Raw genomic sequence first — 26,316 nt, 5'->3', positions numbered from 1 at the left:
CACCCCGTACGACACCAACCTTGCACACTTTGGCCGTTGTCCCCACCCGACCTCCTTGCCATCCCCGCGGGCATCCAACCATGCCCAGGTGGGGAGGCATAAGTGCACCCACCCAGGCGGAGGCGGGTGCACGACGCACCACCCGCACGGGTGATGCGGAGGAGGGGAAAGAGGGGGACGGGTCAGGTGGCGGTGGGTGCCTCGGTGAAGGCGTCGGCCTCGGGGGCGCCCCGGCCGGCGCGGATCAGCTCGATCCGCATCATCACCTTCGACCGCAGGTCACGGGGTACGTCGTCGGAGCCGCAGCACCGTTTCACCAGCTTCTTGACGGCCTGCTCCAGCCCGTACTTCTCCAGGCAGGCCTGGCACTCCTCGAAGTGCTCCTGGAACTTGGCGCAGGACTCCGCGGACATCTCGTCGTCGAGATACTCGTAGAGGTGGCCCAGCACCTCGGAGCAGTCCGTCTCATGTGCCTTGCCGCAGCTCATGAATCCGCGCCCTTCTGATCTCCCGCGCCCGCCGGGACGAGCCCGCGGTCCCGGGCGTAGTCCTCCAGCAGCTCGCGCAGCTGGCGACGCCCGCGGTGCAGCCTGGACATCACCGTACCGATGGGCGTTCCCATGATGTCCGCGATCTCCTTGTACGCAAAGCCCTCGACGTCCGCGAGGTAGACCGCGATGCGGAACTCCTCCGGGATCGCCTGAAGCGCGGACTTCACGTCCGAGTCGGGCAGGTGGTCGAGCGCCTGCGACTCGGCGGAGCGCAGACCGGTCGACATGTGCGACTCGGCGCGGGCCAGCTGCCAGTCCTCGATGTCCTCCGAGCCGCTGCGCAGCGGCTCCCGCTGCTTCTTGCGGTAGGAGTTGATGAAGCTGTTGGTGAGGATGCGGTACAGCCATGCCTTCAGGTTGGTGCCCTCACGGAACTGGTGGAACGACGCGTACGCCTTCGCGTACGTCTCCTGCACCAGGTCCTCCGCGTCGGCCGGATTGCGGGTCATCCGCAGCGCGGCCGAGTACATCTGGTCGAGGAAGCTCAAGGCGTCCCGCTCGAAGCGCTCGCTGCGCTCCGCCTCGCTCTCCTGTGCCGCCTGGCCGGACGCACCCGCGGTTTCCGCCGTGCTGTCGTCGGTGCCGGTGACCGGACCCACCTCCTCAGAAACGCCAGCGCGCCCCAAAGTGGACACGCTCGTCTGGGAGGATATTGCACCGGGGATGGGCATGCCCGATGTGGCCTTGCCGTCATCCTTGCTGGACCACTGGCTCCAGTCCAGGTACGGCACGGCTGCGGCCGGCTGCGCGTTGCCCTTCGCGCTGGGCCGGCATGCGGCTGAAACCATGCGGCTGCCTCTCCTCACACCCCGGTGGCGATCCTGTCGGCTTACGTAACACAGAGGTTGCCGCCGTCATTCCCGGCGGATGTGGCCGAGCCCGGTCAGCCAGGCGCGGACGGTCCCGGTCAGCCGGAGCAGTGCGGCCTCCTGGGTGAGGGGGGCCCGCTTGGGGACGGCGAAGCCGTGGTCGGCGAAGGGGATCTCCGCGGGGCGGTGGGCCGGCGGGAAATCGCCGGGGCGGCCGAACGGGTCGTTGCCGCCCTGGACGACGAGCAGCGGACCGGCGCCGGCGGCCAGCGCCAGCTCGTCGGCCCGGGACGTGTCCGGACGGCCGGGCGGGTGCAGCGGGAAGGCCAGCGCGAGGACGGCGGCGGCGCCCAGCGGACCGGCGGTACGGCAGGCGACCCGGGCGCCCGCGCTGCGTCCGCCGGCCACCACGGGCAGTGACGGACCGGCGAGAGCGGGCCACAGCGCGCTCCAGGCGGCGTCCAGCGTCCTGGGCGCGGGCGCCACCTTCTTCCCGGCGACCCGCCAGGGCTGCTCGACCAGCGCGACGGTCACCCCGTACGGGGGCAGCGCGGTGGCCAGTGCCGCCAGGTCCCGGGCCTCGACGCCGCCGCCGGCGCCGTGCGAGAGCGCCAGCACACCGCGGGCGCCGGCGGCCTCGTACCAGCTGATCCGGGCGTCGCCGACCGGGGTGGCGACCGTCTGCCGGGCGGTCGGGGCCTGCCGGGCGGTCGGGGCCGTCGGGGGCGTCGGGACCTGCCGGGCGGTCGGCGCCGGCCCCTCCTGCGCAGCCCGCCGGGCGGTGGGAGTCCGCTGAGCCTTCTGAACCATCAGAACAGTGTCTCCTCCTCGGGCGCCGCCAGCTCCTCGACCAGCTCGGGGCCGTTGTTCCGCACGCTGCTGACCGCGGTGCCGACCGGGAAGGCCCGCAGCAGGCCCGGGGGCGGCGGGGCCAGCAGCCCCTGCAGCCGGTCCGGGTCGGTGGTGGCCGGATCCAGCCAGGCCGCCCACCGGTCGGGGGTGAGCATCAGCGGCATCCGGGGGTGGATGTCGGCGAGCGAGCGCGGCCCCTGCCCCTGGTACCCGGCGAGGTCGCCGGTCTCGGCGGCGGTGGTCACCACCGTGCAGGTGGTCCACCAGGCGCGCGGGTGGTCGTCGGGCAGCGTCCGGTCGCGCCAGAACTCGTACAGGCCGGCCATCGCGAACACCGAGCCGTCGGCGGGGGTGACGAAGTACGGCTGCTTGCGGGAGCGCTTCTTGCGGCCCTCCTCCTCCAGCTGCCGCTCCTGGGCGCCGGTGAGCCACTCGTAGTAGCCGTCGGCGGGTATCAGGCAGCGGCGGGCGGTGAGCGCCCGGCGGAAGGACGGCTTCTCGGCCACCGTCTCGGCGCGGGCGTTGATCAGCCGGGCGGCGCCCTCGGGGGACGCGGCCCAGGACGGGACCAGCCCCCAGCGCAGCACCCGCAGCTGCCGGACCGGGGCCGGGGAACCGGACTCCCGTATCGGACGGTCCAGTACCGCGAAGACCTCTTTCGTCGGGGCGACGTTCCAATCGGGGGCGATGGTCTCGGCGGGTTCCCACTTCCGGACCTGGAAGAGGTCCACGAGATCCTCGGGTTTCCGGCTCGCCACGTATCGACCGCACATGGCTGACACACTGCCACGACCGCGGCCCCGAACGGAAAGCCGGCCGGGGGACGACGGAGCGGCACGGTTGCGGGGGCGGGGGCGGGTGCGGGGGCGAGGGCGGGTGCGGGGGCGGAGCCCGTGTCCGGACCGGGCCCGGCGGGGCCCCGCCCCGGCGCGGGAGGCACGGCACGCAGGGCACCGCACGGCATACGCAGGACGCACGGGAAACAGCACAGGAAGCAGCACAGGAAGCAGAGGAACGATCGCCGTATGAACGTCGCGAGCATCACCGGGATGTGGCACCGCCTGACCGGCGGCCAGCCGGACCCCTCGCGCTGGCTGGTCGGCGCCACGGCCGTGCTCGCGCTCGCCGCGGTGCTGACCCGGAGCGTGTGGCGGATCGTCCGCAACGCGGTGACCATCGCGCACGAGGGCGGCCACGGCCTGGTGGCGCTGCTGAGCGGCCGGCGGCTGAACGGCATACGGCTGCACTCGGACACCTCCGGTCTGACCGTCTCCCGGGGCAAGCCGCACGGCGTCGGGATGGTGCTGACCGCGGCGGCCGGCTACACCGCCCCGCCGCTGCTGGGCCTGGCCGGTGCCGCGCTGCTGGCCGCCGGGCACATCACCGCGCTGCTGTGGGGGGCCACCGCGCTGCTCCTGGTCATGCTGGTGATGATCCGCAACGCGTACGGCGTGCTGACCGTGGTGGTCACCGGGGCGCTGTTCCTGCTCGTCTCCTGGCTGACCGACGCGCAGGTCCAGGCCGCGTTCGCGTATCTGGTGGTGTGGTTCCTGCTGGTCGGCGGCGCCCGGCCGGTCACCGAGCTGCAGCGCGGCAGGCGGCGGGAGCGCGGCGGCTCCTCCGACGCCGACCAGCTGGCCCGGCTCACCGGCACCCCGGCGGCGCTGTGGATGCTCCTCTTCTACGCCGTCGCGCTGTTCTCGCTGATCGGCGGCGCCCGTTGGCTGCTCGTGCGGTAGGCCGCCGGGGTGCGGGCCGGCCGTCCCCTCGCGGACGCCGTGCACGAGGGTCAGGAGTGGCCGGGAGTGATCCCCATCGGTTTCCGGCCGGTTTCGCCGGTTTCGCCGACTTATCCCCCTGTACCGCAGCCACTAGGCTTGGGCGTCATGAGCGACCGCACCGCGCAAGCCGGCCACTGGCCGGCCCCGACCGCGCCCGGTGCCGTGGACGCGACCGTCACGGTGCCCGGCTCGAAGTCGGTGACCAACCGAGCCCTGGTGCTGGCGGCGCACTCCGCCGAGCCGGGCTGGCTGCGCCGTCCGCTGCGCAGCCGTGACACCGCCCTGATGGCCGACGCGCTGCGGGCGATGGGCGTGCAGATCGACGAGGTGGTGAACCCGGCCGGCGGCGAGGCGTGGCGGATCATCCCGGCCGGCCTGCACGGACCGGCCACCGTCGACGTCGGCAACGCCGGCACCGTGATGCGCTTCCTGCCGCCGGTCGCCGTGCTCGCCGACGGCCCGATCCGTTTCGAGGGCGACACCAGGGCGTACGAGCGGCCGCTGCACGGGGTGATCGACGCGCTGCGGCGGCTCGGCGCCCGGATCGACGACGAGGGCCGCGGCGCCCTGCCGCTCACCGTGCACGGCGCCGGTTCGCTGACCGGCGGCGCGGTGGAGATCGACGCCTCCTCGTCGTCCCAGTTCGTCAGCGCCCTGCTGCTGTCCGGCCCGCGCTTCAACAAGGGCGTGGAGGTGCGCCACACCGGCGGTGCACTGCCGTCGGTGCCGCACATCCGGATGACCGTGGACATGCTGCGGAAGGCCGGCGCCAGGGTCGACTCACCGCAGGACAGCGGCACCCCCGACGTCTGGCGGGTCGCGGCCGGCGCGCTGCTCGGACGTGATCTGACGGTCGAGCCCGACCTGTCCAACGCGGCGCCGTTCCTGGCCGCCGCGCTGGTCACCGGCGGCCGGGTGACCGTCCCGGACTGGCCGCGCCGCACCACCCAGCCCGGTGACGCGCTGCGCGGGCTGTTCACCCTGATGGGCGGCTCCTGCGAGCTGAGCGAGCGGGGGCTGACCCTGACCGGCTCCGGCAAGGTGCACGCGGTCACCGTTGATCTGCACGAGGTCGGCGAGCTGGCCCCGGTGGTCGCCGCGGTGGCCGCGCTGGCCGACGGCGAGTCGCTGCTGACCGGCATCGCGCACCTGCGGCTGCACGAGACCGACCGGCTCGCGGCGCTCGCCGCCGAGATCAACGGCCTCGGCGGCAGTGTCGCCGAGACCGCCGACGGGTTGCGGATCCGCCCGATGCCGCTGCACGGCGGGGTCTTCCACACCTACCGGGACCACCGGCTGGCCACCGCGGGCGCGGTGCTGGGCCTGGTGGTGCCGGGCGTCGAGGTGGAGGACGTGGCGACGACCGCGAAGACGCTGCCGGACTTCCCCGAGCTGTGGGCCGGCATGCTGGACGGCCGCGGGAACGACACGGCCGGCGTCCCCGGCGTTCCCGGCACCTCAAGCGTCCGCGGCACTCCCACTGTCCCCGCTGCCCCCGCTACCCCCGCTACCCCTGCTGTCCCCGCCGACGGAACGCGGGGCTGACCGCACACCATGCGCCGCTACGGCAAGAACCCCGACGAGGACGATGTCCGCGTCCGCCCCAACACCAAGGGCAACCGGCCCCGTACCAGCATCCGCCCCAAGCACGAGGACGCCGCCGAGGGCATGGTCCTCACCGTCGACCGCGGCCGGCTGCACGTCCTGGTCGACGACCGGGAGATCGTCGCGATGAAGGCCCGCGAACTGGGCCGCAAGTCCGCGGTGGTCGGCGACCGGGTGGCCGTCGTCGGCGACCTGTCGGGCGTGAAGGACACGCTGGCCCGGGTGGTACGGGTGGAGGAGCGCTCGTCGGTGCTGCGCCGCACCGCCGACGACACCGACCCCTTCGAACGGGTGGTGGTCGCCAACGCCGACCAGCTGGCGATCGTCACCGCGCTGGCCGACCCCGAGCCCCGGCCGCGGATGATCGACCGCTGCCTGGTCGCCGCCTACGACGCCGGGCTCGACCCGCTGCTGGTGCTGACCAAGTCCGACCTGGCCTCCGCCGAGCCGCTGCTGGAGACGTACGGCGCGCTGGACCTGGCATACGTGGTGACCAACCGGGACGACTTCCTGACCGGCGGCGTCGACCAGATCCGGGCCCGGCTCGCCGACCGGGTCACCGCGTTCGTCGGCCACAGCGGCGTCGGCAAGACCACACTGGTCAACGCGCTGGTGGCGCGGCAGCGCAGCACCGGCCACGTCAACGCGGTGACCGGGCGCGGCCGGCACACCACCACCTCCGCGCTGGCGCTGCCGCTGCCGGGCAACACCGGCTGGGTGATCGACACCCCCGGCGTACGGTCCTTCGGACTGCACCACATCGACCCGTCGCGGGTGATCCACGCCTTCCCCGACCTGGAGCCGGGCACCGAGGAGTGCCCGCGGGGCTGCTCCCACGACGAGCCGGAGTGCGCGCTGGACGCCTGGGTGGCGGCGGGTCACGCCGAGCCGGCCCGGCTGGACTCGCTGCGGCGGCTGCTGGCCACCCGCGAGCGGCGCGAGGGCGACTGAGGGACGGCCGACCGGCCCCGGCGGCGTCCGGCACCGAACCGCCGCAGGACGCCGACGGACACCCCCGGACACCGCCGGACGCCGTCCGGTCGGAGCGGAACCGGGCGGCTGCACTGTATCCGTGCCGATTGCGGGCATGCTGTGTGATGATCAGCAGCGCGCGGTCGCGCGGAACGACGGAACAAGCGGGAAACGGAGGCACCCGATGGCCTGGCTCCTGGTGGTGGTCGCGGGCATCTTCGAGACCGGCTTCGCGGTCTGCCTGAAGCTCTCTCACGGCTTCACCCGCCTGTGGCCCACCATCGCCTTCTGCCTCTTCGCCCTGGGCTCCTTCGGTCTGCTGACCCTTTCCCTGAAGAAGCTCGACGTCGGCCCCGCCTACGCGGTCTGGACCGGCATCGGCGCGGCCGGCACGGCGATCTACGGCATGGCCTTCCTCGGCGACCTCGTCTCGGCCCTCAAGCTGGTCTCGATCTCCTTCGTCATCGTCGGCGTCATCGGCCTGCAGATCTCCGGCTCCTCGCACTGACCGCCGGCCACTGACCACGGACCGGCCCGCCGCCGGACACCACCAGCCGACGGACACCACCGGCCGACGGACACCACCGGCCGGCGGACACTGCCCGCCGCCGAGCGCCGGGCCGGGCCCGCTCGCTAGGGTTCGGCGTATGCCCGACTACAACGACGACCTGCGACTCGCCCATGTCCTGGCCGACGCGGCCGACGCCGCGACCATGGCCCGCTTCAAGGCCCTCGACCTCACGGTCGAGACCAAGCCGGACCTGACGCCGGTCAGCGAGGCCGACCGGGCGGCGGAGGAGCTGATCCGCAGTCAACTCGGCCGGGCCAGGCCGCGGGACGCCGTGCTGGGCGAGGAGTACGGCGCCGGCGCGGGCAGCGGGCCGCGCCGCTGGATCGTCGACCCGATCGACGGCACCAAGAACTACGTGCGCGGGGTGCCGGTGTGGGCGACCCTGATCGCGCTGGCGGACCGCGGCGAGCAGGGGGACGAGGTGGTGGTCGGCGTGGTCTCCGCCCCCGCGCTGAACCGCCGCTGGTGGGCGGCGAAGGGCACCGGCGCGTACACCGGCCGCAGCCTGACCTCGGCGACACGGCTGCACGTGTCCGGTGTGAACCGGGTGGAGGACGCCTCCTTCGCGTACTCCTCGCTGAGCGGCTGGGAGGACCAGGGGCGGCTCGACGGCTTCCTCGACCTGACCAGGGACTGCTGGCGGACCCGCGGCTACGGTGACTTCTGGCCGTACATGATGGTCGCCGAGGGCGCGGTGGACATCTGCGCGGAGCCCGAGCTGAGCCTGTGGGACATGGCGGCGAACGACGTGATCGTACGGGAGGCGGGCGGGCGCTTCACCTCGCTGGACGGCGTGCCGGGCCCCTTCGGCGGGAACGCCGCGGCGTCCAACGGGCTGCTGCACGAGGAGCTGCTGGGGTATCTGGGCCAGCCGTGAGCACCGCCCCGCGCGGAGCCGGGCGCGGGCCGGCGGGAGGCCCGTACCGGGAGCCGCTTCAAGAGCTGTGACGCGAGCTGACAGGAGCTGACGGGAAGGCCGCGCCGAGCCGAACACCCGGAGCGTACGGCGGTCCGCACGCCCCTGGGATGCTTCCTCCGCCCCCTTGCACCCGACCTTGTGCTCATGTGAACATGAGGAGGAGCGGACTTGTGAACTTGTGAACCCGTTCACGGGCGGGATCGCCCGCCCGCCGACCGTTCGCCCGCAGACCGTCCACGGAAGGGCCGCCCGTCGGCCGCCCGCCCAGGAGGTGCCCCCACATGCTGGTCAGCGACGCGATGAGCACGGTGGTTCTGACCATCGGCCCCGCCCACACCCTCCGCCAGGCCGCCCAGCTGATGTCCGCCCGGCGCGTCGGGGCGGCGATCGTCCTCGACCCCGACACCTTCGGGCTCGGCATACTCACCGAACGCGACATCCTCGACGCGATCGGCGCCGGGCTCGACCCCGACCGCGAGCCCGCGCACGCCCACACCACCACCGACGTCGTCTTCGCCACCCGCCGGTGGACGCTCACCGAGGCCGCCGACGCGATGCTGCGCGGCGGTTTCCGGCACCTCGTCGTGCTCGACGGCGGCGAACCGGCCGGCGTCGTCTCGGTCCGCGACATCGTCCGCTGCTGGGCCCCGGCCAAGGCGGCGGCCGACGCCCCGCTGCCCGTCTGACGCGGGCGGCGCGGAGAGGACGGCCCGGCCCGGCGGTGGCCCGCCGCACCCGGACCGGGTGGCGCGGACCGGGGGGCCCGGACCGGCGGGCCCGGACCGGCGGGCCCGGACCGGCGGGGGCCGGCAGCGCGCGGACCGCGCGGCCGGGACGCGACGACGGGGCCGGAGCCCATACGGCGTCCGGCCCCGTCGGCCTCACGGTCAAACGGTCGGATCAGGCGCGGAGGGCCTGGACCGCGGCGTCCAGCCGCTTGCCGTAGTCGGTGTCCGCCTGACGGAAGTTGTTCACCGCGCGCTCGACGATGTCGTCGCGGGACGCCTTGGCGATGAAGCCCGCCAGGTTCTCGATCAGGCGGGACTTCGCGTCCTCGTCCAGCAGCCGGTAGAGGTTGCCGGCCTGCACGAAGTCGTTGTCCTCGGCGTGCGAGGGCGCCGCGCTGTACTGCGTGGTGCCGGTCAGCGGAAGGGCCTCCCACAACGGGCGGCCGGTCTCGAAGGGACCGCCGAAGCCGTTCGGCTCGTAGTTCTTGCTGCCGCCGTGCCGCCCGTCGTACAGGTGGCCGTCCCGGCCGTGGGTGCGCGCCCGCGCGGCGTGCGGCCGGTTGACGGGCAGGTGGTCGGCGTTGGCGCCGACCCGGTAGCGGTGCGCGTCGCCGTACGCGAAGAGCCGGCCCTGGAGCATCCTGTCCGGGGACGGGCCGATGCCGGGCACGAAGTGCGCGGGGCTGAAGACGGACTGCTCGACCTCGGCGAAGACGTTCTCCGGGTTGCGGTTGAGCTCCAGCCGGCCGATCTCGACCGGCGGGTAGTCCGCGTGCGGCCACACCTTGGTCAGGTCGAACGGGTTGAAACGGTACGTCGCCGCCTCGGCCGCCGGCATCACCTGGATCTGCACCGTCCAGGACGGGAACTCACCGCGCTCGATGGCTTCGCGCAGGTCGCGCTGGTGGGAGTCCGGGTCCACGCCGGACAGCCGCACGGCCTCCTCGGTGGTGAGGTTCCTGATGCCCTGGTCGGTCTTGAAGTGGTACTTGACCCAGAAGACCTCGCCGGCCTCGTTGCCCCACTGGTATGTGTGCGAGCCGTAGCCGCTCAGGTGCCGGTAGCTCGCCGGGATGCCGCGGTCCGAGAACAGCCAGGCCACCTGGTGCGTCGACTCCGGGCTTAGCCCCCAGAAGTCCCAGACGTTGGCCGCCTCCTGCGAACCGGTGTACGGGTCGCGCTTCTGGGTGTGGATGAAGTCGGGGAACTTGACGGCGCCCTTGATGAAGAACACCGGGGTGTTGTTCCCGACGAGGTCGTAGTTGCCGTCCTCCGTGGAGAACTCCAGCGCGAACCCGCGCGGGTCGCGCACCGCGTCGGCCGAGCCGAGGTTGCCCGCCACGGTGGAGAGCCGCAGGAACATCTCGGTCTGCTTGCCCACCTCGGACAGGAACGCCGCCCGCGTCCACCGGGACACGTCGTGGGTGAGGGTGAAAGTGCCGTAGGCGCCGGCGCCGCGGGCGTGCACGACCCGCTCCGGGATGCGCTCGCGGTTGAAGTGCGCGAGCTTCTCCAGCAGGTGCTGGCTCTGGACCAGGACGGGACCGCCGAGGCCGGCCGTCTCGCTGTTCTGGTTGTCCGCGACCGGCGCCCCGGACTCGGTGGTCAGCGGACCCGTCTCCTGCACCGTCACGTCTCCCTGCGTTCGACCCGACCTCGACTGTCACCGGAAACGATCCTACATTAGACTTTATCCAAGTCAAGAAGAGAGTCAGTTGCAGAACAATTCGTGATCTGAACCCGCGCTGTTAGGCTGGTGCGCATGAGCGACCTGCTGGAACGACTGCGCACCCGGGGCTGGCGGCTGACCGCCCAGCGCCGGGTGGTGGCCGAGGTCCTCGACGGCGACCACGTGCACCTGACCGCCGACGAGGTGCACGCGCGTGCCATCGCCCGGCTGCCGGAGATCTCCCGGGCCACGGTCTACAACACGCTGGGCGAGATGGTCAGCATCGGCGAGGTCATCGAGGTCGCCACCGACGGGCGGGCCAAGCGGTACGACCCCAACGCCCACCGGCCGCACCAGCACCTGGTCTGCTCGCGCTGCGGCACCATCCGCGATGTCCACCCGCTCGGGGACCCGCTGGCGGCGCTGCCGTCCGGCGAGCGCTTCGGCTTCACCGTCACCGACGCCGAGGTCACCTACCGCGGTCTGTGCCCCGACTGCTCCTGACGCCGCGCGCCGCCGACCGGCCGGCCGCCCCGGGCGAGGCGTTCCTGCTGATGCGCTCGGCGATCGCGCGTACCGCGGGTTCGGTACGGGTCCGGCCGATCCACAGCGTCTCCGCCGGTACGTCGTCCGGCACCCGGGACAGCGCCTCGAACACCTCGCGGGCCACGCCCGGGTCGGGGTCGGTCGCCAGCGGGCCCAGCAGGCCGACCAGGTCGTCGGGCTTGGCGAGCCGGCCCACCGCGCGGGCCGCGGCCCGGCGGACGACCGCGTGCGGGTCGGTCAGCAGCCGGGCCAGCTGGGGGGCGTCCCCGGCCTCCCCGCACTCCCCCAGCCCCGCGGCGAGTCCGGCCAGTAACCGGGTCGGCGCGGGCGCGCGGCCCACCCGGCGCAGCTGCCTGCGGTAGACGTCGGCGGGCGGCTCGCCGCGCTGGTAGAGCTGCCAGCGCGCCTGCGCCCTCACCATCCTGGCCCGGTCGGCGAGCAGCGCCACCAGGCGGGTCGCGGGCACGTCCGGGGGCAGCGCGGCGACCGCCAGCTCCCGTACCCGGGCACCGCGGGCCCGCAGCAGCCCGCCCGCCTGGTCCGGGTCGATCTCCAGCAGCCGCTCGGCGCACAGCCGGCGGCACACCTCGTCGTGGTCGTGCAGCGCCGCCCGCAGCAGATCGCCCTTGACGTACTCACCGAGGTCCAGGGCGAGTTCGACGCCGAAGCGGCGGGCCGCGGGATCGGCGTCCGCGGCCAGCGCCCGGACCGCGCGGCGGTGCGGGGGCTCGCCGAGCACCTTCCGGTAGGCGGCGAGCAGCCCGCCGGCGCGGCTGCGCCCGCCGAGCCGGAGCAGGATCCGCACCACGGCGGCGACCTCGTCGGGAGCCGAGCGCAGCAGTACGGCGGCGGCGGCCCGGTCTCGGACCTGAGGCACCCAGTCGACGGTGCGCAGGGCCAGCGCCGCGGCGGCCAGCGGCCCGCCGGAGCCGGCCAGACGCCCTACGGCGGCCTCGCGGGTCCGGCCGTCGGCGTCCAGGGAGGCCAGCAGCAGCGCGGGAGAGCACCGGCCGACCGCGGGCGGTGCCCCGACCGGCGGCGGGCCGCTGCGGGCGTACCTGTCCAGGAGGAGCAGCAGGTCGGCGGGCGCCCGTCCGAGGGCGTCGAGTGCGGCGGCCCGGTCCGGCGACGGGCCGCCCGGTATCCGGCGCAGCGCGGCGAGCAGTTCCAGTACGTCCTCGCGCCGCCTGCCACCGACCGCACGGGCGCACCACACGTCCCAACGACCGGGATCCACGGCCGCAGCCGTACCCGCGGACCGCCCCCGCCGTCTGCGCAGCAATCCCGCCTCCACGCCTCGCCCCGTCGTACGGCACCAGGATCGCGCGGCGGCGGTCACGGACCAAGGCAGTTCGGCCGGACTTTGCCCTAATAAGAGGAACCGGGAGACGAAAACGAAAGCAAGCGGAAGTAAGCGGAAGAAAAAGTCAGGGCCCGGAGGAGGAACCTCCGAGCCCTGACTTCTCACTGGTAGCGGGGACAGGATTTGAACCTGCGACCTCTGGGTTATGAGCCCAGCGAGCTACCGAGCTGCTCCACCCCGCGTCGTTGTGTCTTTACCTTAGCCCACACGGGCTGACCTCACCAAATCGCCTCCCGGCCGCCGGTGCCGGGCCCGCCGCCGCGCCCGCTCTCCCAAGAGAAGCGGGGCGCGGCGGCGCGGGCCGCGGCACCGCCGGGCACGCCGCGGGCAGCGGGCTCACGCGGTCAGTTCGTGGGCCACCGCGTCGGTCAGCCTGGCGGCGCGCTCGGCCACTTCGGCCGGCCCGCAGGTGATGGCGCGGGCGCACCAGGACTGGGCCTCGGCGAGCGAGCCGCGGCGGGCCGAGAGCAGCGCCATGCGCAGGGCGGCACGGCCGTGGCCGGCGTTGGCCGCGCGGGTCCACCACATGGCCGCCTCGGGCTCGCTGCCCTCGCGGGCCAGCAGCAGCCCGAGGTTGAAGGCGCCGTTGCGGGAGCCCGCCTCGGCGGCCCGCCGGTACCACCGGGCGGCGGCCACCACGTCGCCGCGTTTGGCCGCGCACATGCCGAGCCGGACCTGGGCCCGGCGGTGCCCCTGCCGGGCCGCCCGCTCGTACCACTCCTCCGCCTCGACCGAGCCCGATCCCGCGACCTCCGCGTCGTCGTCCCGCTCCCTGCGGTCCAGCAGCGCCCCGAGCCGGAACGCCGCCTCGGGGCTGCCGCCCCCGGCCGCGCACCGCAGATGCCGCTCGGCGCCGTGGTGGTCGCCCTCCTGCTGGAGCGCGATCGCCACTTGGAGGGCGGCTTCGGCGTGCCCGGACGCGGCGGCGCGCTCGTACCAGCGCAGGGCGGTGCCCTCGTCACCGCGGGCCGCGTGCAGGATGCCCAGGTTGAACGCGGCGTCGATGCTGCCCGCCTCGGCCGCCTTGGACAGCCACGGCTCCGCCCCGGCCGCGTCACCGCGCTGGAGCAGCAGGACCGCCAGCGCGTTGGCCGCCTCGCGGTGCCCGGCGTACGCCGCCTTGCGGTACCACTGCTCGGCCTGCGTGCCGCGGCTCTGCCCGGCGCACAGCAGCCCGAGGTTGTAGGCGCCGTTGACGTCGCCCGCCTCCATCGCCGTGCGGTACCAGCGCTCGGCGGTCTGCGTCTCGCCCCGGTGGGCGTGCAGCGCGCCGAGCGCGTTGGCCGCGTTGCCGTCGCCGGCCTGGGCGGCGCGCCGCCACCAGGTGGCGGCCTGGTCGATGTCGCCCGCGTCGCGCAGCAGGAACGCCAGCGCGCAGGCGGCCCGCGCCTCGCCGTCCCGGGCCGCGGTCAGGTACCAGTGGCCGGCCTCCTTCAGCTCGCCGCGCTCCTCCAGCAGCGTGCCCAGCCGCAGCGCGGCCCGGCGGTGGCGGCGGGCGGCGGCCTGCCGGTACCACTGCTCGGCCTCGTGGTCCTGGCCGCGCTCCCCGCAGATCCCGGCCAGCCGGTACGCGGCCTCGCGGTGCCCGTGCTCGGCGGCGGCGCGGAACCACCGCTCGGCGCCCACGTCCCGGCGGTGGTCGAGCAGGTCGGCGAGCGCGTAGGCGCCCAGGGTGTGGCCGGACTCGGCGGCCTGCCGCAGCCAGTACTCAGCGCCGGGCTCGTCGCCGCGCTCCCGGTAGTGGCGGCCGAGCGCGTGCGCGGCGGCGGCGGACCCGGCGACCGCGGCGATCCGCCACCACTCGGCGGCCTCGTCGGCGTGCCCGTGCTGGTTGAGCAGCAGGCCGAGGTTGTTGGCGGCGGCGCGGTCGCCGTGCTGGACGGCGGCGCGCAGGAACGGCTCGGCGCCGGCCAGGTCGCCGCGGCGCAGCAGCAGGGTGCCCAGCGCGCTCATCGCGCCCGGGTCGCCCTGCTCGGCGGCCCTGCGGTGGCGCGCCTCGATCTCGGCCTCCTCGCGCATCGCGAGGGTGTCCTCGTCGGGCAGCTCGGTCAGCAGCACCGGCACGGACAGCGGCCCCCCGGCCGCGGCCGCCGTACCCTCGCCGGCCGCGCCGACGCCGTCGCCGGCCGCGCCCACCGCGCCGATCCCGCCGGCGGTGCTCCCTTTGCGGCGCTGCGCGGGCAGCAGCGACGCCACCGTGGCGTCCGTACCGCCGTCCGCACGTGTGTTCACAGTCGTCCCCGAAATGCCCGAGGCCGCGGGCAGCTCGCCCGCCGACCAACGCTCCCCATGGCTCTGACGAGTATTCAGCAGCCTCGCACTCTCCCCCATAAGCCCCATCGTCGCACCACCCGGTACCGGCGTACACCTGGTATACCGCAACCCGCACGGTCTCTTCAGCGTTTTGTCGACTTCCCGATAAGGCGTCACACCAAACGCGTGACGTGCGATATCCCCCATACAAGTGAAGAGGCCCGAAGTCTATTGACTTCGGGCCTCTTCTTGCAGTAGCGGGGACAGGATTTGAACCTGCGACCTCTGGGTTATGAGCCCAGCGAGCTACCGAGCTGCTCCACCCCGCGCCGTTGTGTCCCAACCGTACCACGACGCGGGATCTCACCCGTTCAGCCCGACTTCGTCTCGGCCTCCTGAGCGTCCTCCAGGGCGGCTGCCAACCGCTTCTGCGCCTCGCCGTACGTCGCCCAGTCGCCGTCCTTCAGCGCCCGCTGCCCGTCGTCGTACGCCTGCTGGGCCCGGCTCAGCGCATCCCGCAGCGCGCTCCCGGAACCGGCGGACGACGGCGGCGGGGACGGGGTCGGTGGGTCGGCCGCCGTCCCGCCGCCGGTGCCGGCGGGCGGGCCGGCGCCGAAGACGGCGTCCAGCGCCTCGCCGAGGGTGTCCTCCATCGCCATCTTGCCGTCGAAGTTGACGAACACCTTCTTCATCAGCGGGTAGTTGGTGTCCGCGCCGCGCACGTACACCGGCTCCACGTACAGCAGTCCCCCGTCCAGCGGCAGGGTGAGCAGGTTGCCGTACTCGATGGTGGAGTCCTTGCCGCGCAGCAGCGTGATCTGCTGCGCGAAGTCGGAGTTGAACTTGCTCTGCACCAGCTGCGGCCCGTCCACGGGCGCGTCGGTGGGCAGTTTCAGCAGCCGCATCGTGCCGTAGTCGGGACTGGTGGCGTCGGCGTCCACCGCGACGAAGGCCGCCAGGTTGCCGCGGTCGCTGGGGGTGAACGTCGAGGTGAGCGAGAACTCCCGGCCGCTCCGGCCGGGCATCTCCAGGCTCAGGTAGTACGGCGGCACCGCCTTGCCGGACTTCGACGCCGGGTCGTCGGGGACCTGCCACACCTCGCTGCCGCTGTAGATCTGCGCGGCCTTGGTGACGTGGTACTTCGTCAGCAGCTGCCGCTGCACCTTGAACAGGTCCTGCGGGTACCGCAGATGGGCCAGCAGGTCGGCCGGGATCGCCGACTTGGGCAGCACGGTGTGCGGGAACGCCTTCATCCAGGTCTTGAGCACCGGGTCCTCGGTGTCCCACTGGTACAGCCTGACCGTGCCGTCGTAGGCGTCCACGGTCGCCTTCACCGAGTTGCGGATGTAGTTGACCTTGTTCTGCTGCGCGACCACCGAGCGCTGGTCGTCGGTCAGGGAGTCCGCGGTGGTGTCGCCGAGCGTGGTCCTGGAGGCGTACGGATACCCGTTGGTGGTGGTGTACGCGTCCACGATCCACTGCACCCGCCCGTCGGTCACCGCGGGATACGGGTCCCCGTCGATGGTCAGCCAGGGCGCGACCGCCTCCACCCGGTCCTTGGGGGTCCTGTTGTAGAGGATCTTCGAACCGTGGCCTATGGCGCCGGAGTAGAGGATCTGCGGCTCGCCGAAGGACACCGCGTAGGCGGCCCGGGTGAGCGGGTTGCTGAGGCTGACACCGCCCTTGCCGTGGTAGGCGGTCGACCGCTCGCCGGTCTTGTCGGCGAAGTCGAGCTCCTTGGTGGGGCCGCCGACGATCGAGTACTGCGTGGTCTGCTCGCCGAAGTAGATCCGCTGCTCGTAGCCGCCGAGGCTGCCGGTGGTCGGCAGGTCCTGCTCGGTGTAGACGGGCTGCCCGGTGGGGTCGTTGCCGGCCGGGTCGTTGCCGGTGACCTCGGTGCCCTTGGCCGCCACGATGCCGTAGCCGTGGGTGTACTTGAAGTGGTCGTTGATCCAGTTGTTCTCCGGGACGCCGCTGATGTTCAGCTCGCGCAGGCCCACCACCGTGTCCTGCTCCTTGCCGCCGGTGGTGTACCGGTCGACGTCCAGCGTGGACGGGAAGGAGTAGTAGCTGCGGGACTGCTGCATCTGCTGGAACGTCGGCGAGACCACGTTGGGGTCGAGCACCCGGATAGAGGCGGCGTCGGCGGTGTCGCTCCGCAGCGTCGGGCCCGCCGCCTTGCTGCTGCCGGTGTAGTCGGACACCTGGCTGTCGGAGATGCCGTACGCGGCCCGGGTGGCGTCGATGTTCTTCTGTATGTACGGCGCCTCCTTCGCCGCCTCGTTGGGCTGCACCTGGAACTTCTGCACGATCGCCGGGTACAGGCCGCCGATCAGGATCGCGGACAGCACCATCAGACCGAGGCCGATCACCGGCAGCGACCAGGTGCGCCGCCACAGCGTCGCGAAGAACAGCAGCGCGCAGATCACCGCGATGCAGAACAGGATCGTTTTGGCGGGCAGGTACGCGTTCGCGTCCACGTACCGCAGACCGGTCCAGTTGTCGGCGAACTTCAGGCCGCTGGGCTTCACCGCGAGCCCGTAGCGGTCCAGCCAGTACGCGACCGCCTTCAGGGAGACGAACAGGCCGAGCAGCACCGACAGATGCCCGGTGGCGGCGGCGGTGGCCCGGCCACCCGGCGAGGTGATGCGCAGGCCCCCGTACAGGTAGTGCACCAGGGCGGCGGCGATCAGCGACAGCACCACGGCGGCGAAGCCGAAGCCCAGCAGGAAGCGGTACCACGGCAGGTGGAAGGCGTAGAAGGACACGTCCTTGTGGAACTGCGGGTCCTTCACGTGGAAGGGCGTGGCGTTGGCGGTCAGCAGCCACAGCCGCCACTGCCCCGCGGCCGATCCGCCGGCGACCAGCCCGACCACCGCGCAGACGCCGAGCAGCACCAGGGTCTTGTACGGCGCGATGCCCATCCGGTAGCGGTCCAGGCTCTGCTGCTCCACCGACATCGCGCTCAGCGGCGGGCGCAGCCGGTGGGCCAGATAGATGTTCACCCCCACCGCGGCGGCCATCAGCAGGCCGAACACCAGGAACAGGACGATCTTGGTCCACAGCATGGTGGTGAACACCGAGGAGAAGTGCACCGACCGGTACCAGAGCAGGTCGGTCCAGAACCCGGCGAGCATCACGAACGCGATCATCAGCACGGCGAGCACGCAGATGGTGATGAGCACCGTCCGGGTGCCGCGGCTGGTCCGGCCCGCGCCGGCCCGCGGAACGGTCGGCCCGCCGCCGCGCTCGGGCATCTGGAATACCAAGGTGCGCACCTCGAAATGTCGGTGTTCGCAGGCGTCCCGGGTCGGACCCCACATCTGAAACTTACCTACGCTTTGGCCGGTTCCCGATTCCGGCCGGGGAACAGGCAGGATAGTGACCATGTCCATCAACGCCACCGACGGCGCCCCCCTTGCCGCGAACCCGCTGACCCGGGCCGTACTGGAGATCGACGCGTACGCCTCCGGCCTCGGCTGGGACCAGCCGGCGCGGCTGTTCGCCCTCGTAGACACCGCACAACTGCGCGCCCAGGAGCCTGCCCTGGCCCGCCAGCTGGGACTGGGGGCCAACGCCGCCGCCGGCCTGACCCCGATCGAGCAGGAGGAACTGCCGCCGGGGCAGCCGCTGGACGAGTTCCTGGCCACCATCGCGTGGCCCGAGGTGATCGCGGGCTGCGCGCTCACCGTGGAGCGGCTGATGCTGCCGCCGTCCGCGGAGACCTCGCTGCCCGAGGACCTGGACGACGACTCACTGGCGTCGTGGGTGGCCGCGCACCCGCAGCGGCAGGAGGTGCGGATGACGGTCGGCGTGCTGCGGGGCGGCGCCCGCGAGTCGGCGCTGCGGCTGCGGGCGAAGGACTCACCGTCGGACGTGCTGACCGGCGCGGAGCTGGTGCCGGGGCTGGCGGAGGCGCTGGCGGCGACCTTCGAGGGCTGAGGTGGCTCGCGGCGGCCTTCGCGGTCGAGCAGGACACGGGGGTCGCCGCCTTTGCGGCCGAACGGGACACGGGGTCGCGGCCTCTGTGCGGCCTCTGCGGCTGGCCGGGGGTCGGCGTCCTCGGCGGGGCGCTCGCTCGGGCGCGGGTCGCGTCTGGGGTGCGGCGCGGGGTGCGGCGCGGGGTTCAGCTCCTGGAGCAGCTGGGGAGTGCCTTGTCGTCGCCGGCCTTGATGTCCTTGAGGGCCGCCATCGCGTCGTCCAGCGTCTTGACCTTGACCAGGGTGAGGCCGCCGGGAATGTCCTTGGCGGCCTCCTCGCAGTTGTCAGCCGGGGTCAGGAAGAACTGGGCGCCCTTGTCGCGGGCGCCGATCGTCTTGAGGCCGATGCCGCCGATCGGGCCGACGGCCCCACTGTCGTCGATGGTCCCGGTGCCCGCCACGAAGTTGCCGCCGGTCAGGCTGCCGGGGGTGAGCTTGTCCACGATGCCGAGGGCGAACATCATGCCGGCGCTGGGGCCGCCGACGTCGGCGAGCTTGATGTCGATGGCGAACGGGAAGATGTGCTCGACCCCGGCCTGGATACCGACCACCGCGCGGGTCGGCCCGCCGTCGGCCGACGTGCGGGTGGTGATCCGCACGTCCTGCGTTTTCGTCGACTTCCTCTTGGCGTCGGCGGCCCGGATGACGGTGAAGGTCACCTGCTGGCCGGGCTTGTGCCGGGTGACGGCCGTGGCCACCTGGTCCGCCTTGGTGATCGCGGTGCCGTCCACCGCCTTGATGACGTCCCCGGCGTGCAGCGCGCCCTCGGACGCGCCACTCTTGACCACCGCCGAGACGATCACCCGGGACGGCACGGGGATCTTGAGCTCCTCCAGGGCGGCGACCTTGGCGCTGTCCTGGGACTGGCTGAACTCCTCGGCGTTCTCCTGGTCGGCCTGCTCGGCGGTCTGCCCCTGCGGGTAGAGCGTGTCGTGCTCGACGACCTTGTCGTCGTGCCGGAGCCAGCCGAGCATGCCCTCGACCAGGTTCATCGAGTAGTCGGCGCCGGTGACCCGGACGGTCGTCATGTTGAGGTGGCCGGTGGCCGGGTACGTCTGCCGGCCGGAGATCGAGATCACCGTGTCGCCGCCGTAGTCTCCGAGGGTGTTGACGGTCGGCCCGGGTGACATCTCGGAGTAGGGAGCGGGTGCGAGCAGTGCCACGCCCAACAGCACTATGAGCGTCAGGGTCGAGGCGATCAGCGTCGCGGTGCGGCGTGGCATGGGACGACCCTACGGGACCGGTCCGACAACCGGTCCGCGGGGGGAATCCTCCTCCCCGGGCAGCTCGGCGCCCCGCGGGACACTCTCCCGCACCGCCCGCTCGGGCCGCCGCCGAGAACCGTCCCGCACGCGTGGCACGGGCCGCACGGGCCGCCGCAGGGCGCTCTGCCCGACGTCGGGTGCGCCGGGCGCCAGACCGGCCTCCATCGCGGTCCTGAAGCGCTCGTAGCCGGCCAGCGACTCGCCGTCGCCGGTGACCCGGCGGCGGGCGGCCCAGCGGCCCCACAGCCCCGCGAGGACGGCCGCGGCCACGGGGATGAGCAACCAGACGAGTGCGGCCACAGCGAGACTCCCGACCCCGTATGCACCAAATCAGACTTATGAGCAGATTAACCACCCGACAGGTCAACCTTCGGCCGTGCCGCAGGGTCACGCAACCGAAACCCCACTAACGGACGGTGAACCGCCCAGACGGGAGGCGCGCGGGGGGCCGGCAAGCGGTACCCGGGCGCCCCGGCGGTGGACGGCGCCCGGAGCGTTCCCGGCGTCGGGCGGCAGCCGGCACCCCCACCGCTCACCCGACGCCGTGGGCGGACGGCCGGGCGGGGGTGCGGGGGTGCCAGCCGGGGGTTGGGGCCGTCAGGCGGGAGGACCGGGGCCCTGGGGGCGCCCGCTGGGGTCGCTGAGGGGTGCCCGGCAAGGAGCGGGGGTGCCATGAGTGGGTGCCGCGGCGGGTGGGGTGCCCCACCCCCCACCGGACACCCACCCGGGGCACCACACCCCCGCCGTTGGTCACCTCTGGGCGCGCCCCCCGCGGTGCCCCCTCAGACGCCCACCCATTCCTCCGCCCCGTCGGCGAAGGTCTGGTGCTTCCAGATCGGGACCTGGCTCTTGAGGTCGTCGATCAGGCGGCGGCAGGCCGCGAACGCCTCGTCGCGGTGGGCGCAGGACACCGCGACGACCACGGCGATGTCGCCGACCCGCAGCTCACCGACCCGGTGGACGGCGGCCAGCGCGCGTACCGGGAAGTCGGCGGCCACTTTCTCGGCCACCCGGCGCAGCTCCGCCTCGGCGGCGGGGTGCGCGGTGTAGGCCAAGGAGGTGACGGCCGCGTCCTGGCGACCGTCGTGGTCGCGTACCGTCCCGACGAAGAACGTGCTGCCGCCGGCCCCGTCGTCGCCTATCGCGGCGAACACCTCGTCCACCGAGAGCGGGGTGTCGCGGACCGCCAGCAGCCGGATCGGGCACTGCGGGCCGGAGGCGGCGGGGACGCGGGAGTGCCCCGAGCCTCCCGGGGCACGGGAAGCGCTGGGGTCGCGGACGTCGCCCGGGTCGTTCGTCTGAGCCATGCCGGTCATGCTGCCTCATGCGCCCGCGACACGGAACGGCCTCCTATTGCCGCCCGGCCGGACGGCGGGACGAGCGCGGACCGGCGCCGGACCGGTCGGGGCGGTCCGGCGCGCCGGTCACAGCCCGCGCCGCCTGCGGGCCCGGCGGACCGCGGCAGCCGCGCCGACCAGCGCGACGGTGGCGCCCGCGGCGCCCAGCGCGGTGGCGTCCTTGCGGCCGAGGCGGCGGCCGGCCACGGAGTTGCGGCCCGCGACCTCCTCCAGCAGTTCGGCCAGCACCTCCTCGTTGTTCCAGCGGGGCCGCCAGCCGGCTTCGTGCAGCCGGCTGCCGCTGACCACCCAGGGATGCATGGTGTAGGCGAGGTCGCCGGGCGGCGAGGGGGTCAGGCCGAGCCGGTGCAGCCGGGAGGCGGCGCCGAAGGCGATCGCGGCCGGCAGCTCCATCCGGCGGATACCGGACAGCTCCTCGACCTCCTCCTGCTCCAGCCAGCCGTCGCAGCCCACCGCCATCTCGCCGTCGACCTTCTCCAGCACCGCGTACTCCAGCGCGGAGACCAGGTCCTGGACGTGGCAGAACTGCCAGCAGGGCCGGCTGCCGGCCACCACCAGCAGCCGGGGGGACTCGAAGTAGCGGGTCAACGCGGTGTCGGTGCCGCCGACGAGGATCGCGGGCCGCAGCACCGTCACGTTGAGGCCGGGGTGGGCGCGCGGGGCGCGGCGGCCGAGCCGCTCGATCTCCAGCAGGTCGTCCACGAAGCCCGCCTCCGAGGTGGCGCGCAGCGGCGCGTCCTCGGCGAGCGGCACGTCGTTGTCGGCCTGCGCCCCGTAGACCATCGCCGAGGTGCACAGCACCACCCGGTGCACACCGGCCGCGGCGGCCGCGGTCAGCACGGTCTGGGTGCCGCGTACGTTGAACGCGGTGCGGGCCTTCGCGTCGGACTCCAGGTCGAGGTCGAGCGCGAGGTGGACCACCACGTCGGCGCCGCGCAGCTTGTCCGCGATCGCCGGGTCCCGGACGTCGAGCACCCGCCAGCTCGCGCCGGGCACCTCGCCGCGCCGCTCGTCGATCGCCACGACCTTCCTGACCTGGTCTGACGCCACAAGCCGCAAGGCCAGCGCGAGGCCGACGCCGGAGGCCGCACCGGTGATCGCGACGACCGGTCCCGCGGCGGCCCGGCCTGCGCTCCGCTCTGGGCGAACGTGTCCTTCTGGGGAACTCACCGGGTGTCTCCCACGGTTGTCTCAGTTACGTACTCCGCCATCCTGCCGGACAGGTGTCTAGGCTGGAGGTACGGCCCATCACACCGTCCACACCACACTGCCCATCACGACACAGAGCCGAGGAATCCCGTGAGTGACATCCCATTCGGATTCGGCGTGCCTCCCGAGGAGCCCGGGGACGGGGACGAGCAGCGTCAGGGCGGCGGCCGGGGCGGCGGCGGGCAGGGCGGCAATCCGCCCGGTCCCTTCGGCTTCGGCGGCCCCGGCGGCGGCGACAACCCCTTCGCGGCGATGTTCGGCTCGCTGAACCCCAACGACCTGGGCGCCGCGTTCCAGCAGCTCGGCCAGATGCTCTCCTATGAGGGCGGTCCGGTGAACTGGGAGATGGCCAAGGACATCGCCCGGCAGACGGTTGCGCAGGGCACCCCCGACGGGGTGAAGGACGTGAGCGTGGGCCGCGCGGACCGGGACTGGGTCCAGGAGGCCCTGCGCCTGGCCGACCTGTGGCTGGACGGCGTGACCTCGCTGCCCTCCGGGGCGAACACCGCCGTGGCCTGGAGCCGCGCGGAGTGGGTCGAGGCGACGCTGCCGGTGTGGAAGGAGCTCGTCGACCCGGTCGCCGAACGGGTGGCGGGCGCGATGGGCGACGTACTGCCGCAGGAGATGCAGGCCATGACCGGGCCGCTGCTCGGCATGATGCGGTCCATGGGCGGCGCGATGTTCGGCTCGCAGATCGGGCAGGCGCTGGGCACCCTGGCCGGTGAGGTGGTCGGCTCCACCGACGTGGGTCTGCCGCTGGGTCCGGCCGGCAAGGCGGCGCTGCTGCCGGCGAACGTGGCGGCCTTCGGTGACGGCCTGGGCGTCCCGCAGGAGGAGGTCCGCCTCTACCTGGCGCTGCGCGAGGCCGCCCACCAGCGGCTCTTCGCGCATGTGCCGTGGCTGCGGGCGCATCTGTTCGGCGCGGTCGAGGGCTACGCCCGGGGTATCAAGGTCGACACCGCCCGCCTGGAAGAGGCCGTCGGGCAGCTCGACCCGTCGCAGCCGGAGCAGCTTCAGGAGGCGTTGCAGCAGGGGATGTTCCAGCCCGAGGACACCCCGGCGCAGAAGGCCGCGCTGGCCCGGCTGGAGACGGCGCTGGCGCTGGTCGAGGGCTGGGTGGACGCGGTGGTGCACACGGCGGCGGCCCCGCACCTCCCGTCGGCGGGCGCGCTGCGCGAGATGCTGCGCCGCCGCCGGGCGACCGGCGGGCCGGCCGAGCAGACCTTCGCGACGCTGATCGGCCTGGAGCTGCGGCCGCGGCGGCTGCGGGACGCCTCCCGGCTGTGGGCCTCGCTGACCGACGCCCGCGGTCTGGAGGGCCGGGACGGCCTGTGGGCGCACCCGGACATGCTGCCGACGGCGGCCGATCTGGACGACCCGGACGGGTTCGTGCACGGGGAATCGGTCGACTTCTCCGAGCTGGACAAGCTGCTCGGCGAGGCGGCAAGCGGTCCTGCGGGTGAGGGCGGCCCGAGTGGCGGAGCCCCCGGCGCCCCCGGCGCCGCGGACTCCCCCGGAGCATCCGGTCCGGCCCCCGAAGCGGACCCCGGCTCCCCGGAGAAGGACGACAAGGGCGACGAGGACGGCGACACCGGGAAGTGAGCGGTCTGCACGCGGACGCGGTGGGCGTCCTTGACGGCTGGCGCGCGCCCGACACAGGCCAGGAGGCCCTGCGCGGGGCGTATCTGGCGCACCTGGCCGCCCATCCCGACGGCATGTGGAAGCCCTGCAAGGCGGGGCACATCACCGGCAGCGTCCTGGTGATCGACCCGCCGCGGGAGCGGGTCCTGCTGACGCTGCACGCCAAGCTGCGGATGTGGCTCCAGATGGGCGGGCACTGCGAACCCGAGGACGCCGCCCTGTCCGGCGCCGCGCTGCGGGAGGGTGCCGAGGAGTCCGGTATCGAGGGGCTGCGGCTGCTGCGGCCGGACCCGGTCCGGCTCGACCGGCACCTGACGCCGTGCGCCTGGCACCTGGACGTGCAGTACGCGGCGCTGGCGCCCGAGGGCGCGGTGGCGTCGATCAGCGACGAGTCGCTGGACCTGCGCTGGTTCCCGTACGAGAAGGTCCACGAGGTCGCCGACGGCTCGGTGCGGGCGCTGCTGGACCGGACTTTGACGCTGCTCCCGTCGTAGCGGCCGGCGCGGGTGACTACCCCAGGACACCGACACGGCGCCCCGGATCACCGGGGCGCCGTGTCGGAGCGTCCACCGTCGCGGGAGCGGGACCCGGGACGCAGGTCCCGGGCCACGGGGTCTGTCGTGTGGATCTCCGTGGGTGGCGGAGCGGGGTCCGGTGCGTGCGGCCGCAAGGCCGGGGAGGGAGGCGGCGTAGTGTGCCGCCGACCGGCGGGAACGCAGCAAGGTGTGCGTGCCGTACCCCACGACGCCGCGGAGATCCACCCGACAGACCCTAGCGGTTGGACCAGATGTTGCCCGGGTTCTGGCCGTGGGCGCCTTGGCCGCCCAGACCGTACTGAGCGCGCAGACCACCGGCGAGTGACATGTTCTGCGGTGGCATCAGCTCGCTGGGCTGGACCAGGACGTACCCCTGGCCGACGAAGTTCAGCTCCCAGCCCTCCCCGGTGTTGCCGCGCCGGCGGAACACCGACGAGCTGCTGGTCTGCGCCTGCATCTGGACCCGCAGGCTGCTGGACCAGGCGACCACCGCGTCCGCGTCGCAGGACACGTACTTGTCCGGAGTGACCGGCATCATCAGCGGCTTGCCCGAGGTCATCAGGGCGACCTTGCCGCTGCCGGAGATGTTGAGGTTGTACTGGCCGGTGCCGGACAGGCCGAACTGGCTGTCCACCGCGATGACGTCGTAGTGCAGCCCGGAGTCGAGCGCGAGGACGTAGGCGCTGTCCACGGTCAGTCCGTCGTGGTCGCAGTCCAGGATGTGGATCTGCTGGGCGAGGTTGGCGAGGTAGACGGTGCCCTGACCGGAGCAGCGCATCAGGTCCAGGCCCTCCCCGGTCATCCGGCGGGCGCCGCGCAGGTGGCGCGGCTGCCACTCGCCGTCGAACTCGACCAGGCCCTGGTAGGCGACCATCGAGCCCTTGCGGGCCAGGCAGTCGGGGCCGACGTTGCTGTCCAGCCGGACCCGCAGCAGGTAGGAGTTCTGCAGGCTGTAGTGGTCCTGGTTCTGGACCTCGGTGTAGGCGAAAAGCGGGCTCTGCATGATGTGTCGCTCCCCCTCAGCCCCGGAACCGGAGCCGGTCGGTACTGTCCTCGCTCGGCTGTACGACCACGAAGCCCTGTCCGGAGAAGGCGATCTGGAACGCCTCGCCGCTGCCGCGCCCGATCAGCGACCCGGCCTTCATGCTGCGCTTGGCCTTCATCTTCAGGCCCGACGACCAGGCGACGAGCGCGTCCGGGTCGACGTAGGTCTCGTCGGCGCCGGAGCCGCAGTCGACCACGATCGGGGTGCCGCGGGAGGTGATGGCGACCCAGCCGGCGCCGCTCACCCCGACGTTGAACAGGCCCTGTCCGGCGAACTTGGCCAGGCCCTTGACCCGCTCGACGCCCCAGGTCAGATGGGCGTCGAAGGCGAGCAGGTTGGTGCCGTTGACGGACACCGACTCGTTGTTGAGGTTGAGCACCACCACGTCGGCGCCGTAGTCGGCCAGGTAGAGCAGGCCGTCGCCGCTGCACTTCATGATGGGCGTGCTCTCACCGGTGAGCCACGCCGACGCCATCTGCCGTACGGCGGGCGGGTTGGGCTCGTACTGCACGAAGCCCTCGTAGGCGACCATCGAGCCGCTGCGGGCGTACAGGTCGTGGCCGGTCTGCATCGCGACCTTGAGCATGGAGGAGCCGTGGTTCTCCATGCGGGCGGTGACCGGTGTGGGTGCGTGACCCGCGATCATCTGCTGGTCCATTGCGG

At 73.2% G+C, this 26,316-nt stretch carries 24 protein-coding genes and 2 tRNA genes; 10 read left to right on the top strand and 16 right to left on the bottom strand.

Going from position 1 to position 26,316, the window contains the following annotated elements:
* Positions 1-182: 182 nt before the first annotated feature.
* The 4 genes from rsrA to RLT57_RS21790 all read right to left on the bottom strand — a co-directional run bounded on the left by rsrA (position 183) and on the right by RLT57_RS21790 (position 2,985).
* Complete coding sequence (gene rsrA / locus RLT57_RS21805) at positions 183-488, bottom strand: mycothiol system anti-sigma-R factor (RefSeq protein ID WP_311298970.1); 306 nt, start codon at positions 486-488, stop codon at positions 183-185.
* A complete protein-coding gene (locus tag RLT57_RS21800; protein WP_399129900.1) occupies positions 485-1,150 on the bottom strand; it encodes a sigma-70 family RNA polymerase sigma factor in 666 nt (221 codons plus the stop codon). Before RLT57_RS21800 ends, rsrA begins: the two co-directional genes overlap by 4 nt.
* 255 nt (positions 1,151-1,405) lie before the next feature.
* On the bottom strand, positions 1,406-2,170 hold the full coding sequence (locus RLT57_RS21795) for an alpha/beta hydrolase family protein (protein ID WP_311298969.1): 765 nt from the start codon (positions 2,168-2,170) through the stop codon (positions 1,406-1,408).
* Complete coding sequence (locus RLT57_RS21790; protein ID WP_311298968.1) at positions 2,170-2,985, bottom strand: SOS response-associated peptidase; 816 nt, start codon at positions 2,983-2,985, stop codon at positions 2,170-2,172. Before RLT57_RS21790 ends, RLT57_RS21795 begins: the two co-directional genes overlap by 1 nt.
* Positions 2,986-3,237: 252 nt before the next feature.
* On the opposite strand from RLT57_RS21790, the gene RLT57_RS21785 reads away from it, so the two are divergent.
* The 6 genes from RLT57_RS21785 to RLT57_RS21760 all read left to right on the top strand — a co-directional run bounded on the left by RLT57_RS21785 (position 3,238) and on the right by RLT57_RS21760 (position 8,746).
* Complete coding sequence (locus RLT57_RS21785; protein ID WP_311298967.1) at positions 3,238-3,951, top strand: M50 family metallopeptidase; 714 nt, start codon at positions 3,238-3,240, stop codon at positions 3,949-3,951.
* Between the two features lie 147 nt (positions 3,952-4,098).
* Positions 4,099-5,538: a 3-phosphoshikimate 1-carboxyvinyltransferase gene (gene aroA, locus RLT57_RS21780; RefSeq protein ID WP_311298966.1), complete on the top strand. Its 1,440-nt coding sequence runs from the start codon at positions 4,099-4,101 to the stop codon at positions 5,536-5,538.
* A 9-nt stretch (positions 5,539-5,547) separates the two neighbouring features.
* On the top strand, positions 5,548-6,549 hold the full coding sequence (rsgA, locus tag RLT57_RS21775; protein ID WP_311298965.1) for a ribosome small subunit-dependent GTPase A: 1,002 nt from the start codon (positions 5,548-5,550) through the stop codon (positions 6,547-6,549).
* Positions 6,550-6,754: 205 nt separating this feature from the next.
* Positions 6,755-7,078 carry a DMT family transporter gene (locus tag RLT57_RS21770; protein ID WP_311298964.1) on the top strand — a complete coding sequence of 108 codons (324 nt, stop codon included), beginning with the start codon at positions 6,755-6,757 and terminating at the stop codon, positions 7,076-7,078.
* Positions 7,079-7,217: 139 nt separating this feature from the next.
* Positions 7,218-8,018 carry a histidinol-phosphatase gene (gene hisN, locus RLT57_RS21765; RefSeq protein WP_311298963.1) on the top strand — a complete coding sequence of 267 codons (801 nt, stop codon included), beginning with the start codon at positions 7,218-7,220 and terminating at the stop codon, positions 8,016-8,018.
* 323 nt (positions 8,019-8,341) lie between these two features.
* On the top strand, positions 8,342-8,746 hold the full coding sequence (locus RLT57_RS21760) for a CBS domain-containing protein (protein WP_311298962.1): 405 nt from the start codon (positions 8,342-8,344) through the stop codon (positions 8,744-8,746).
* Between the two features lie 214 nt (positions 8,747-8,960).
* Here RLT57_RS21760 and RLT57_RS21755 read toward each other — a convergent pair whose 3' ends face one another.
* Entirely contained in the window at positions 8,961-10,421 is a 1,461-nt protein-coding gene (locus RLT57_RS21755) for a catalase (RefSeq protein WP_311298961.1), read from the bottom strand.
* Between the two features lie 129 nt (positions 10,422-10,550).
* Between RLT57_RS21755 and RLT57_RS21750 the strand changes: the two genes are divergently transcribed.
* Entirely contained in the window at positions 10,551-10,961 is a 411-nt protein-coding gene (locus RLT57_RS21750) for a Fur family transcriptional regulator (RefSeq protein ID WP_311298960.1), read from the top strand.
* Here RLT57_RS21750 and RLT57_RS21745 read toward each other — a convergent pair.
* The 5 genes from RLT57_RS21745 to RLT57_RS21725 all read right to left on the bottom strand — a co-directional run bounded on the left by RLT57_RS21745 (position 10,927) and on the right by RLT57_RS21725 (position 17,897).
* Positions 10,927-12,240: a HEAT repeat domain-containing protein gene (locus RLT57_RS21745; RefSeq protein ID WP_311298959.1), complete on the bottom strand. Its 1,314-nt coding sequence runs from the start codon at positions 12,238-12,240 to the stop codon at positions 10,927-10,929. The genes RLT57_RS21750 and RLT57_RS21745 overlap by 35 nt on opposite strands.
* 231 nt (positions 12,241-12,471) lie before the next feature.
* Positions 12,472-12,548, bottom strand: a tRNA-Met gene (locus RLT57_RS21740).
* A gap of 154 nt (positions 12,549-12,702) precedes the next feature.
* Entirely contained in the window at positions 12,703-14,385 is a 1,683-nt protein-coding gene (locus RLT57_RS21735) for a tetratricopeptide repeat protein (RefSeq protein WP_311300798.1), read from the bottom strand.
* A 489-nt stretch (positions 14,386-14,874) separates the two neighbouring features.
* Positions 14,875-14,948, bottom strand: a tRNA-Met gene (locus tag RLT57_RS21730).
* 42 nt (positions 14,949-14,990) lie between these two features.
* Complete coding sequence (locus RLT57_RS21725; protein WP_311298958.1) at positions 14,991-17,897, bottom strand: UPF0182 family membrane protein; 2,907 nt, start codon at positions 17,895-17,897, stop codon at positions 14,991-14,993.
* Between the two features lie 109 nt (positions 17,898-18,006).
* Between RLT57_RS21725 and RLT57_RS21720 the strand changes: the two genes are divergently transcribed.
* Positions 18,007-18,561: a PPA1309 family protein gene (locus RLT57_RS21720; protein ID WP_311298957.1), complete on the top strand. Its 555-nt coding sequence runs from the start codon at positions 18,007-18,009 to the stop codon at positions 18,559-18,561.
* A gap of 184 nt (positions 18,562-18,745) precedes the next feature.
* Here the strand turns inward: RLT57_RS21720 and RLT57_RS21715 are convergent, their stop codons facing one another.
* From RLT57_RS21715 to RLT57_RS21700, 4 genes are all read right to left on the bottom strand, one after another.
* Entirely contained in the window at positions 18,746-19,822 is a 1,077-nt protein-coding gene (locus RLT57_RS21715) for a YlbL family protein (protein WP_311298956.1), read from the bottom strand.
* Between the two features lie 9 nt (positions 19,823-19,831).
* Positions 19,832-20,164, bottom strand: coding sequence for a hypothetical protein (locus RLT57_RS21710; RefSeq protein ID WP_311298955.1), 333 nt, complete (start codon positions 20,162-20,164; stop codon positions 19,832-19,834).
* A gap of 482 nt (positions 20,165-20,646) precedes the next feature.
* On the bottom strand, positions 20,647-21,180 hold the full coding sequence (locus RLT57_RS21705) for a molybdenum cofactor biosynthesis protein MoaE (protein ID WP_311298954.1): 534 nt from the start codon (positions 21,178-21,180) through the stop codon (positions 20,647-20,649).
* A 108-nt stretch (positions 21,181-21,288) separates the two neighbouring features.
* Positions 21,289-22,392 (bottom strand): SDR family oxidoreductase, encoded by a 1,104-nt coding sequence (locus tag RLT57_RS21700; protein ID WP_311298953.1) that lies wholly within the window; start codon positions 22,390-22,392, stop codon positions 21,289-21,291.
* Between the two features lie 129 nt (positions 22,393-22,521).
* Here RLT57_RS21700 and RLT57_RS21695 point away from each other — a divergent pair, with 129 nt between their 5' ends.
* Entirely contained in the window at positions 22,522-24,033 is a 1,512-nt protein-coding gene (locus tag RLT57_RS21695; protein ID WP_311298952.1) for a zinc-dependent metalloprotease, read from the top strand.
* Positions 24,030-24,566 carry an NUDIX hydrolase gene (locus tag RLT57_RS21690; protein WP_311298951.1) on the top strand — a complete coding sequence of 179 codons (537 nt, stop codon included), beginning with the start codon at positions 24,030-24,032 and terminating at the stop codon, positions 24,564-24,566. Before RLT57_RS21695 ends, RLT57_RS21690 begins: the two co-directional genes overlap by 4 nt.
* 277 nt (positions 24,567-24,843) lie before the next feature.
* Here RLT57_RS21690 and RLT57_RS21685 read toward each other — a convergent pair whose 3' ends face one another.
* Together RLT57_RS21685 and RLT57_RS21680 are read right to left on the bottom strand one after the other, a co-directional pair.
* Positions 24,844-25,611, bottom strand: coding sequence for an AIM24 family protein (locus tag RLT57_RS21685; protein WP_311298950.1), 768 nt, complete (start codon positions 25,609-25,611; stop codon positions 24,844-24,846).
* 16 nt (positions 25,612-25,627) lie between these two features.
* Complete coding sequence (locus RLT57_RS21680; protein WP_311298949.1) at positions 25,628-26,311, bottom strand: AIM24 family protein; 684 nt, start codon at positions 26,309-26,311, stop codon at positions 25,628-25,630.
* Between the last annotated feature and the right edge of the window lie 5 nt (positions 26,312-26,316).

It is taken from the genome of Streptomyces sp. ITFR-21, assembly GCF_031844685.1.
Lineage (GTDB): Bacteria > Actinomycetota > Actinomycetes > Streptomycetales > Streptomycetaceae > Actinacidiphila.
The sequence above is the reverse complement of the archived record's forward strand: the minus strand, read 5'-3'. Positions and strand labels throughout refer to the sequence as shown.